Raw genomic sequence first — 9,842 nt, 5'->3', positions numbered from 1 at the left:
TTGCTGCAGACCGGCGAGAAGGCGTTGTTCCGCGGCGCCATGCGCGGCCGCACGATGTACGTGGTGCCGTTCAGCATGGGCCCGATCGGCTCGCCGATCGCGCACATCGGCGTCGAGCTGTCCGACAGCCCCTACGTGGCCGTCAACATGAAGATCATGACGCGCATGGGCCGCGCCGTGCTCGACGTGCTCGGCGAAGACGGCTTCTTCGTGCCGGCGGTGCACACCGTGGGCGCGCCGCTGGAGCCGGGCCAGAAGGACGTGAGCTGGCCGTGCAACAAGACCAAGTACATCGTCCACTACCCCGAGACGCAGGAGATCTGGAGCTACGGCTCGGGCTATGGCGGCAACGCGCTGCTGGGCAAGAAGTGCTTCGCGCTGCGCATCGCCTCGACCATGGGCCGTGACCAGGGCTGGCTGGCCGAGCACATGCTGATCCTCGGCGTCACCTCGCCCAAGGGCAAGAAGTACCACGTGGCCGCGGCCTTCCCGAGCGCCTGCGGCAAGACCAACTTCGCGATGCTGATCCCGCCGGCCGGCCTGAACGGCTGGAAGGTCACCACCATCGGCGACGACATCGCCTGGATCAAGCCTCACGCCGACGGCCGCCTGTACGCCATCAACCCCGAAGCGGGCTACTTCGGCGTGGCGCCGGGCACGAACCACAAGACCAACGAGAACTGCATGGCCAGCCTGAAGCGCGACGTGATCTTCACGAACGTCGCGATGACGGACGACGGCGACGTCTGGTGGGAAGGCATGACCGACGAGCCGCCTGCCCACCTGATCGACTGGCAAGGCAAGGACTGGACGCCGGCGATCGCCAAGGACACCGGCGCCAAAGCCGCGCACCCGAACGCCCGCTTCACCGTGGCCGCCACCAACAACCCGGCGCTCGACGCCGAGTGGGACAACCCCAACGGCGTGGCGATCGACGCCTTCATCTTCGGCGGCCGCCGCTCGACCACCGTGCCGCTGGTCACCGAGGCGCGCGACTGGACCGAAGGCGTCTACATGGCCGCCACCATGGGCTCCGAGACCACTGCCGCGGCTGCGGGCGCGCAGGGTGTGGTGCGGCGCGACCCGTTCGCCATGCTGCCCTTCATGGGCTACAACATGAGCGACTACTTCCAGCACTGGCTGGACCTGGGCGCGAAGCTGCAGGCCGCGGGCACGAAGCTGCCGAAGATCTACTGCGTCAACTGGTTCCGCAAGGGTGCCGACGGCAAGTTCGTCTGGCCGGGTTATGGCGAGAACATGCGCGTGCTCGAGTGGATGGTCGAGCGCATCGAGGGCACCGGCGGCGGCGAGGAGCATGTGTTCGGCGTGACGCCGAACTACGAGCACCTGAACTGGACCGGCCTGAACTTCACCCGCGCGCAGTTCGACCAGGTGACCCGCATCGACGCGGCCGAATGGAAGGCCGAGATGGCGCTGCATGGCGAGCTGTTCCAGCAGCTGGCCTACCACCTGCCGGAGGCGCTGAAGCAGACCAAGGCGAAGATCGAGGCGCGCCTGGCCGCCTGATCGGGTTCACCCGCCCAGACAAAAGGCCGGCGATTGCCGGCCTTTGTCGTTGGGAGTGCGCTCGCGTCAGGCCTTGCGAGCCATGCTGGCGGCCGCGCGCAGGTCGGCGGCGTAGCTCGGCTGCGTGGACTCGTAGGCCTCGGCCATGCGCAGCAGCTGCGCGGTGGCCTCGGGCACGCCCGGGGCAGGCATGCGCAGCCAGTCGCCCGACTGCAGTTGCAGGATCACACGCGCCAGCCAGTCGGCCAGTCGCGGCGCCGGCCCTTCGAGACCGAAGGTGGCGGCGTAAGCAGGAATGTTCACGTTCAGGGTGGTCACGAAGACCTCCGTTCTTTCTAGATGGAAGGCTCAGGCCTTCTCGTTGCGCAGCTCGTGGCGGTCGGCCGCGGCCATCAGGTCGGAAGCGAAGCCGGGGTCGGTGCGGCGGTAGGCGGCGGCGAACTGGCGCAACTCGTTGGCCTCCTCGATCACGCTGAGGCGACGGTTGTGGCGCACGGGGCGACGCAGCGAGGACAGCAGCGCCTCGGTCAGGCGCGCAGTGGCCAGAGCCAGGTCGCCCAGGGCACGACCCACGCCGGCGCCGCGTGCCGGACGGAAGGATTGGGAAGGCAGGATGTGGCTGCTCATGGCATTTGCTCCTTTGACATCTGTTTGATGTTGCATCGCACTATAGGGTAAACACTTAGACCTTGCAGTGAATGTTGTGAATACTCGGCATTCACCTGATGAATGAGTATCGGGCCGTGAACTTCCGCACACTGGACCTGAACCTGCTGCGCGTCTTCGACACCGTGATGGCCGAAGGCAGCATCACCCGCGCCGCCGAGCGCCTGGCCATGACGCAGCCGGCCGTGAGCAATGCGCTGAAGCGCTTGCGCGAATCGATAGGTGAAGACTTGCTCACGCGTGCGGCCCGTGGTGTGGCGCCCACCGCCTTCGGCGAGGCGCTGTGGCCGCAGGTGCGCGCCGCACTCGGCCAGTTGCGCACCGCGCTGGAGCCGGGCGACTTCGACCCGGCCGCCGACGCCCGGGTGTTCCGGCTGACCATGGCCGACGCCCTGGCTGCCACGCTCCTGCCGGCGCTGATGGCCCGCTTCGAGGCGCTGGATGCACGCTGCCAGATCGAGGTGCGCCCGCTGGTCGACCGCGACCCGCGCGAAGCCTTCGCCCATGCCGACATCGACTTCGCGCTCGGCCACTTCCCCGAGGTGGTGGCGGCGCTGGTGGCGCAGGGTGGCATCGCCCCGCTGCGCCACCAGCGGCTGGCCGAAGGCCGCTACGTCTGCGCGATGCGCCGCGGGCATCCGCTGGCCGCGCAACCGTTGACGCTGGATGCCTTCTGCGCCGCCCGCCACGTGCTGGTGAACTACAGCGGCCGGCCGCATGGCTTCGTCGACCAGGCGCTGGCCAGCCGGCAGCGCAGCCGGCACGTCGCGCTGACCGTCAACCAGTTCTTCACTGCCGCCCGCGTGGTGGCGCAGTGCGACCTGCTGACCGTGCTGCCCGAGCGCTTCCTGCCGCTGACCGGGCTGCAGGACGAGCTCGTCGTGCGCGAGCTGCCCGTCGAGCCGGGCGCGGTCTACACCGACGCGCTCTGGCACGTGCGGCACGACCGCTCGGCCGCGCACCAGTGGTTGCTGGCGCGTTTCGCCGAGGTGGCCACGCCGGTGCAGGAGCCGGGCGAGCCCGCTTGACGGCCGCGGCGAATCGCGCGATGCTTCGCAAAGTGGTCTAGGCCACTTTGCAAACCAACCCTGTGGACATCACCGCCATGAACTCACCCGCCGACCAGAACCGCGTCGCCCATGCCGCCGCACAGGCCGCCCGCAGCGCCCCGGGGCGCGTGGTGCGCGCGCCGCGCGGCAGCCAGCTCAGCTGCAAGTCTTGGCTCGCCGAGGCGGCGTTCCGCATGATCCAGAATAACCTCGATCCCGAGGTCGCCGAGCGGCCCGAGGAACTGGTGGTCTACGGGGGTATCGGCCGCGCGGCGCGCGATTGGGCCTGCTTCGACCGCATCCTCGAGTGCCTGAAGGAACTGAACGACGACGAGTCGCTGCTGATCCAGTCAGGCAAGCCGGTGGGCGTGTTCAAGACGCACGCTGACGCGCCGCGCGTGCTGCTGGCCAACTCCAACCTCGTGCCGAAGTGGGCAACCTGGGAGCACTTCCATGAGCTCGACCGCCAGGGCCTGTTCATGTACGGCCAGATGACCGCCGGCTCCTGGATCTACATCGGCACCCAGGGCATCGTGCAGGGCACCTACGAAACCTTCGCCGAGGCCGGGCGCCAGCACTATGGTGGTGACCTGGCCGGCCGCTGGATCCTCACCGCGGGCCTGGGCGGCATGGGCGGGGCGCAGCCGCTGGCCGCGAGCTTCGCCGGAGCCGTCTCGCTGAACATCGAGTGCCAGCAGTCGAGCATCGACTTCCGCCTGCGTACCCGCTACCTCGACAAGCAGGCGAAAGACCTCGACGACGCGCTGCGCCTGGTGCAGGAGCACACCGCAAGGCGCGAGGCCGTTTCCATCGGCCTGCTCGGCAACGCGGCGGAGATCCTGCCCGAGCTGGTCAAGCGCGCCAAGGCCGGCGGGCTGAAGCCCGATCTCGTCACCGACCAGACCTCGGCGCATGACCTCATCAACGGATATCTGCCCGCGGGCTGGACGGTGGCCCAGTGGCGCGCCGCGCAGGCCGACCCGGCGCAGCATCCGCGGCTGAAGGACGAAGCCGCCCGCTCCTGCGCGGTGCACGTGCGCGCGATGCTCGACTTTCACGCCATGGGCGTGCCCACCGTCGACTACGGCAACAACATCCGCCAGGTCGCGTTCGACCAGGGCGTGAAGAACGCCTTCGACTTCCCCGGCTTCGTGCCGGCCTATATCCGGCCGCTGTTCTGCGAGGGCAAGGGCCCGTTCCGCTGGGTGGCGCTGTCGGGCGACCCGGAAGACATCCGCAAGACCGACGTCAAGATCAAGGAACTCTTCCCGCACAACGGCCACGTGCATCGCTGGCTCGACATGGCGGGCCAGCGCATCGCCTTCCAGGGCCTGCCGGCGCGCATCTGCTGGCTGGGCCTGGGCGAGCGGCACCTCGCGGGCCTGGCCTTCAACGAAATGGTCAGGAGCGGCGAACTGAAGGCGCCGATCGTCATCGGCCGCGACCACCTCGACACCGGTTCGGTGGCCAGCCCCAACCGCGAGACCGAGGGCATGAAGGACGGCACCGATGCCGTCTCCGACTGGCCGCTGCTCAACGCGCTGCTCAACGCCTCGGGTGGTGCCACCTGGGTGTCGCTGCACCACGGCGGCGGCGTCGGCATGGGCTACTCGCAGCACTCGGGCATGGTGATCGTGGCCGACGGCACCGACGCGGCGGCGAAGCGCCTCGCGCGGGTGCTCGTCAACGACTGCGGCAGCGGCGTGATGCGCCATGCCGACGCGGGCTACGAGCAGGCCGTGAAGACCGCGCGCGAACAGGGCCTGAACCTGCCTATGCTGCGCGGATGAGCGCACCGCGGCGCATCGACCTGTCCGCCATACCGCCGCAGCGCTGGAAAAATGGCGCGGGGCTGACGCGCGAGATCGCCGCGTGGCCGCGCGGCGCCGGGATCGACGACTTCGAGTGGCGCCTGAGCGTGGCCGACCTGGAGCGCGACGCGCCGTTCTCCGCCTTTCCCGGCGTGGACCGCTGCATCGTCGTGCTCGACGGCGCCGGCATGCAGCTGCTCGACGACCGCGGCGAATGCGTGCAGGCGCTGCGGCCGCTCGAACCCTGGTCGTTCGAGGGCGAGCGGGTTCTGCACGCTTCCTTGCCGCACGGCGCCTGCCGCGACTTCAACGTGATGGCGCGCTGCGGGCATTGGCGCGCAGCCGTCGACGTGTGGCGGCAGCGCGCGACCGTCGCGGCAGCCGATGCGACCGTGCTGGTGGCATTGACCGGGCGCTGGCGCGTCGCGGATCAGGAGCTGGCTCCGCTGCAGGCCCTGCTGTGGGAAGCGCCGCACGAAACCCTCACGGCCGAAGCCCTCGATGCGAATGCGGTGCTGCTGCACTGCCGCCTGTGCCACGATCGCCAGCCATGAGCCGACTCTTCGCTGACCACGCCTTGCTGCCCGAAGGCTTCGCGACGCGCGTGCTGCTGTCGTGGGACGACCACGGGCAGCTGACCGGTGTGCAGGCCGGGGTCGGGTGCCCGGCCGATGTGCCGCGCGCCGCCGGCCTCGTCGTGCCCGGCCTGCCCAACCTGCACTCGCACGCCTTCCAGCGTGCCTTCGCCGGCCTCACCGAGTACCGGGCCAGCGCGCACGACAGCTTCTGGAGCTGGCGCGAGCTGATGTACCGCTTTGCCGGCGCCGTCTCGCCCGACGAGCTCGAGGCCATCGCCACGCAGCTCTACGTCGAGATGCTGCGCGCCGGCTACACCTCGGTGTGCGAGTTCCAGTATGTCCATCACGATCCGGCGGGACGGCCCTACGCCAACCCGGCCGAGATGTCGCTGCGCCTCGTCGCCGCGGCGCGTCGTGCCGGCATCGGCCTGACGATGCTGCCGGTGCTCTACCAGGCCAGCGGCTTCGGCGCCAAACCGCCGCGCGACGACCAGAAGCGCTTCCTCAACGACGTCGATGCCCTGCTGGGCATCGTCGAAGTCCTGCGCGGGCAAGGCGTGCGCACCGGTGTCGCGCCGCATTCGCTGCGTGCCGTGCCGCCGGCCGCGCTCGCCGAGCTGATGGCCGGGCTCGACTCGATCGACGCGAAGGCGCCGGTGCACATCCACATCGCCGAACAGATGCAGGAGGTGCGCGACAGCATCGCGCACAGCGGCGCGCGGCCGCTGCAATGGCTGCTCGACCACGCGCCGGTCGACGAACGATGGTGCCTGGTGCATGCCACCCACCTCGACGATGCCGAGCGCGACGGCGCTGCCCACCGGGGCGCAGTGATCGGCTTGTGCCCCACCACCGAGGCCAACCTCGGCGACGGGCTGTTCGACCTGCCGGCCTGGAGCGATGCGAGGAAGGGTGCCTGGGGCATCGGCTCGGACAGCCACGCGAGCGTCGATGCCGCCGAGGAGCTGCGCCTGCTCGAATACGGCCAGCGCCTCGCGCGCCAGCAGCGCAACGTGAGCGTGGCCGACGACCTCTGGCGCGCCGCCGTGGTCGGTGGCGCCCAGGCCGCCGGCCGGCCGGTCGCCGGGCTCACCGTGGATCAGCAGGCCGACTTCCTCGTGCTCGCCGACCCCATGCTCGACGGCCTGGCACCGGCGCAGCAACTGGCCAGCCATCTCTTCGCCAGCCATCGCCGCGAGGCGGTGCGCGAAGTCTGGGTGGCCGGCCAGCGCGTCGTCGACCAGGGCCACCATGCGGTGCAGGAGGCGGCGCAAAGCGGCTTCCTCGCCGCCCGCGCCCGCCTGCTGGAGGCCCTGCGATGAGCCCGACCATCGACCTGCTGCTGCGCAACGTGCGCATCGTCACCTGCGCCGACGACGCCTGCACGGTCACGCCGCCGGCCTTCGTGGCGATCTTCGGCGGGCTGATCGCCGGCCTCGGGCCGATGACCCACCTCGACCCCGACGCGCCGGTGCTGCGCGAAATCGACGCCGAGGGCGCGCTGCTCACGCCGGGGCTGATCGACTGCCACACCCACCTTGTGCACGCCGGCCACCGCGCCCGCGAGTTCGAGCTGCGCCTGCAGGGCGCGAGCTACGAGGAGATCGCCCGCGCCGGCGGCGGCATCGTCTCGACGGTGAAGCAGACGCGCGAGGCCGTGCCCGCAGACCTGCACGCGCAATCGGCGCGGCGCCTGCAGGCGCTGATGGCGCATGGCGTGACGACCGTCGAGATCAAGTCGGGCTACGGCCTGTCGCTCAAGGACGAGCTGAAGTGCCTGCGCGTCGCGCGGGAGCTCGGCCTGCGTCACCCGGTGACGGTACGCACCACGCTGCTGGCCGCGCACGCGCTGCCGCCGGAGTACGCCGGCCGCGCCGACGACTACATCGCCCATGTGGCCGAACACATCGTGCCCGAGGCGGCGCGGCTGGGCCTCGCCGATGCGGTGGATGCCTTCTGCGAGACGATCGGCTTCGATCTGGCGCAGACCCGCCAGGTGTTCGAGGCCGCGAAGCGCGCCGGCCTGCCGGTCAAGCTTCACGCCGAGCAGCTCAGCAACATGCATGGCGCGGAGCTGGCCGCCGGGTTCGGCGCGCTGTCGGCCGATCACCTCGAGCACGTCGACGAGGCCGGCGTGATGGCCATGGCCCGCGCCGGAACGGTGGCGGTGCTGCTGCCCGGCGCGTTCTACTTCCTGCGCGACACCCATGTGCCGCCGATCGACCTGTTCCGCCGCCACGGCGTGCCGATGGCCGTGGCCACCGACTGCAACCCCGGCAGCAGCCCGACCACCCACCTGCCGCTGATGATGAACATGGCTTGCACGCTGTTCCGCATGACACCGGCCGAGGCGCTGCTGGGCGTCACGCGGCATGCGGCGCGCGCGCTCGGCCTGGCCGACACGCACGGCACCGTCGAGCTCGGCAAGGTGGCCGACCTGTGCCTGTGGAACGTCGACCACCCGGCCGAGCTGGCCTATGCGATCGGCGCCAGCCCCTTAAGGCAGCGCCTGCACGGCGGACGCGACCATGCGCTGTAGCAAAGGCTGGATGCGCGCGGCCAGGTCGGTTCGGTAGGCAAAGGGCGCGATCTCGTCCATGTAGGTGCACTGGCACAGCTCGAGCTGGATCGCGTGCACGCCCTGGCCAGGTGCCCCGTAGTGTCGTGTGATCCAGCCGCCCTTGAAGCGGCCGTTGCTCACGTGGGTATAGCCGCCCTGCGCCTTCATCGGCGCCTCGGCGGCGGCCTGCACCGCCGCCGCGCAGGCCCGCCCGTCGGCGGTGCCGAGGTTGAGGTCGGGCAGCCGGCCCTCGAAGAAGCGCGGCAGCACGCTGCAGATCGAGTGGGCATCCCACAGGAGCACGCGGCCGTGGCGCTCGCGCAGTCGGTCGAGCTCTTCGCGCAGCGCATCATGGTACGGGCGCCAGTAGCGTTCGCGGCGCTCGTCGCGCTCGGCATCGCCGGGGACCTCGCCGGGCAGGTAGAGGGGTTCCTTGCGGAAGGTGTCCATCGGCAGCAGGCCGGTCACGTCCTGCCCCGGGTAGAGGCTCTCGTCCTGCGGCGGGCGGTTGAGGTCGATCACGTGGCGGGCGTAGTTCGCGGCGATCACCGTTGCGCCCAGGGCGTGAACGAACTCGTAGAGGTGCGGCAGGTGCCAGTCGACGTCGGCGCGCTGCAGCGCGGCCGGTGTCATGCGCCGCTCGAGCTCGTGCGGGATCAGCGTGCCGGCGTGCGGGACGGAGACGAGCAGCGGGGCCGTGCCCCGTGTCAGTGCGAAGACGTCCTGCTGCATGCGTGACAACCCTGGGTCAAGTGGCCTAGACAAGTCGAGGCGGCTGTGTAGACTGCGGCACGCGCCTTGCAAGGCCGACGACCCACACCCTTTCAGGAGTCGAGACGATGTTCAAGCACTCACTGGCCGGCCTTGCCGCCGCCGTTGCCATTCTCGCCGCCGCCGGCCCCGCGGCCGCTCAGGAAACCCCTGTGGCGATCGGTATTTCAGGCTGGACCGGCTTTGCGCCCTTGACCTTGGCCAAGGAGGCCGGACTGTTCAAGAAGTTCGGCCTCGACGCCTCGATCAAGAAGATTCCGCAGAAGGACCGGCACCTCGCCATCGCCTCGGGCGACATCCAGTGCGCCGCCACCACGGTCGAGACCTGGGTGGTGTGGAACGCCAACGGCGTGGCCACCACGCAGATCTTCCAGCTCGACAAGAGCTACGGCGCCGACGGCATGGTGGTCAAGCCGTCCATCACGAAGATCGCCGATCTGAAGGGCAAGACGGTGGCGGCCTCCGCCCCCGGCACGGCGCCCTACTTCGGTCTGGCCTGGATGCTGAAGAAGAACGGTCTGTCGTTGAAGGATGTCAAGGTGGTCAACCTCGAGCCGCAGGCCGCCGCCAACGCGATGATCGCCGGCAACCAGGACATCGATGCGGCGATGACCTACGAGCCTTACCTCAGCGCCGTGCGCGCCAAGCCCGAGGCCGGCAAGATCATTGCGACGACGCTGGACTACCCGATGGTGATGGACACCTTCGGCTGCACGCCCAAGTTCCTGAAGGAGAACCCCAAGGCCGCCAAGGCGCTGGCCGACGGCTACTTCGCCGCGCTCGACATGATCAAGGCCGACCCGAAGAAGAGCTTCGAGATCATGGGCGCCGACGTGAAGCAGAGCGGCGAGGCCTTCGAGAAGAGCCAGGCCTACCTGCG

The 9,842-nt window shown here is 69.9% G+C and carries 10 protein-coding genes; 7 read left to right on the top strand and 3 right to left on the bottom strand.

Going from position 1 to position 9,842, the window contains the following annotated elements; translation table 11 throughout:
* A partial coding sequence (locus AB7U92_RS08830) for a phosphoenolpyruvate carboxykinase (GTP) (RefSeq protein WP_428575815.1) occupies window positions 1-1,527 on the top strand: 1,527 nt, incomplete at its 5' end.
* Between the two features lie 66 nt (window positions 1,528-1,593).
* Here AB7U92_RS08830 and AB7U92_RS08825 read toward each other — a convergent pair.
* Window positions 1,594-1,845 (bottom strand): hypothetical protein, encoded by a 252-nt coding sequence (locus AB7U92_RS08825; protein WP_428575814.1) that lies wholly within the window; start codon window positions 1,843-1,845, stop codon window positions 1,594-1,596.
* Between the two features lie 30 nt (window positions 1,846-1,875).
* On the bottom strand, window positions 1,876-2,154 hold the full coding sequence (locus tag AB7U92_RS08820) for a hypothetical protein (protein ID WP_428575813.1): 279 nt from the start codon (window positions 2,152-2,154) through the stop codon (window positions 1,876-1,878).
* 116 nt (window positions 2,155-2,270) lie between these two features.
* Here AB7U92_RS08820 and AB7U92_RS08815 point away from each other — a divergent pair, with 116 nt between their 5' ends.
* The 5 genes from AB7U92_RS08815 to hutI all read left to right on the top strand — a co-directional run bounded on the left by AB7U92_RS08815 (window position 2,271) and on the right by hutI (window position 8,170).
* A complete protein-coding gene (locus tag AB7U92_RS08815) occupies window positions 2,271-3,221 on the top strand; it encodes a LysR family transcriptional regulator (RefSeq protein ID WP_428575812.1) in 951 nt (316 codons plus the stop codon).
* A 77-nt stretch (window positions 3,222-3,298) separates the two neighbouring features.
* A complete protein-coding gene (gene hutU / locus AB7U92_RS08810; protein ID WP_428575811.1) occupies window positions 3,299-5,032 on the top strand; it encodes a urocanate hydratase in 1,734 nt (577 codons plus the stop codon).
* Complete coding sequence (locus tag AB7U92_RS08805; protein ID WP_428575810.1) at window positions 5,029-5,607, top strand: HutD/Ves family protein; 579 nt, start codon at window positions 5,029-5,031, stop codon at window positions 5,605-5,607. The genes hutU and AB7U92_RS08805 overlap by 4 nt, the downstream gene beginning before the upstream one ends.
* On the top strand, window positions 5,604-6,953 hold the full coding sequence (locus tag AB7U92_RS08800; protein ID WP_428575809.1) for a formimidoylglutamate deiminase: 1,350 nt from the start codon (window positions 5,604-5,606) through the stop codon (window positions 6,951-6,953). The genes AB7U92_RS08805 and AB7U92_RS08800 overlap by 4 nt, the downstream gene beginning before the upstream one ends.
* Entirely contained in the window at window positions 6,950-8,170 is a 1,221-nt protein-coding gene (gene hutI / locus AB7U92_RS08795; RefSeq protein WP_428575808.1) for an imidazolonepropionase, read from the top strand. The genes AB7U92_RS08800 and hutI overlap by 4 nt, the downstream gene beginning before the upstream one ends.
* Here the strand turns inward: hutI and hutG are convergent.
* Entirely contained in the window at window positions 8,129-8,923 is a 795-nt protein-coding gene (hutG, locus tag AB7U92_RS08790; RefSeq protein WP_428575807.1) for an N-formylglutamate deformylase, read from the bottom strand. The genes hutI and hutG overlap by 42 nt on opposite strands.
* A 107-nt stretch (window positions 8,924-9,030) precedes the next feature.
* Here hutG and AB7U92_RS08785 point away from each other — a divergent pair.
* On the top strand, window positions 9,031-9,842 hold an 812-nt coding region (locus AB7U92_RS08785), incomplete at its 3' end, for an ABC transporter substrate-binding protein (protein WP_428575806.1).

Source organism: Piscinibacter sp., from assembly GCF_050175855.1.
Classification (GTDB): Bacteria; Pseudomonadota; Gammaproteobacteria; order Burkholderiales; family Burkholderiaceae_C; genus Piscinibacter.
Note: the sequence above shows the minus strand (reverse complement) of the source record. Positions and strands in the feature narration are given on the sequence as shown.

Coding starts and splice junctions, on each gene's coding strand:
- AB7U92_RS08820 (WP_428575813.1), bottom strand. CDS start 2,154: ATGAGCAGCCACATCCTGCCTTCCCAATCCTTCCGTCCGGCACGCGGC.
- AB7U92_RS08805 (WP_428575810.1), top strand. CDS start 5,029: ATGAGCGCACCGCGGCGCATCGACCTGTCCGCCATACCGCCGCAGCGC.
- hutG (WP_428575807.1), bottom strand. CDS start 8,923: ATGCAGCAGGACGTCTTCGCACTGACACGGGGCACGGCCCCGCTGCTC.
- AB7U92_RS08800 (WP_428575809.1), top strand. CDS start 5,604: ATGAGCCGACTCTTCGCTGACCACGCCTTGCTGCCCGAAGGCTTCGCG.
- hutU (WP_428575811.1), top strand. CDS start 3,299: ATGAACTCACCCGCCGACCAGAACCGCGTCGCCCATGCCGCCGCACAG.
- hutI (WP_428575808.1), top strand. CDS start 6,950: ATGAGCCCGACCATCGACCTGCTGCTGCGCAACGTGCGCATCGTCACC.